The organism is Paraburkholderia sp. SIMBA_030 (genome assembly GCF_046535245.1).
GTDB lineage: Bacteria > Pseudomonadota > Gammaproteobacteria > Burkholderiales > Burkholderiaceae > Paraburkholderia.
This window is the reverse complement of sequence record NZ_JAWRXB010001014.1, coordinates 1-256: the sequence shown is the minus strand read 5'-3', so window position 1 is coordinate 256 and position 256 is coordinate 1. Positions and strand designations below refer to the sequence as shown.

1 protein-coding gene is annotated in these 256 nt (G+C 63.7%); it reads left to right on the top strand.

Features of this window, described 5'->3' with window-relative positions; translation table 11 throughout:
* Nucleotides 1-256: aldo/keto reductase (locus tag SB772_RS43085; protein ID WP_410838909.1), on the top strand; the 256-nt coding region annotated here is incomplete at both ends.

The window sequence follows — 256 nt, the reverse complement described above, 5'->3', positions numbered from 1 at the left end:
CCGATGTCGATCAGGCCGCCGCCGACAAGATCGTCGAGCGCTCGCTGGCCGCAGGTGTCAATTTCATCGACACCGCCGACGTCTATTCCTTCGGCGAATCCGAACGGCTCCTCGGCCAGGCGCTGAAGAACCTCAACGTCCCCCGAAAGGACGTCGTCATTGCCACCAAGGTCTATGGCGTGATGGGCAGCAAGCCCAACGACCGCGGCGCCTCGCGCGGCCACATCATGGATTCGGTCGAAGCCAGCCTGAAGCG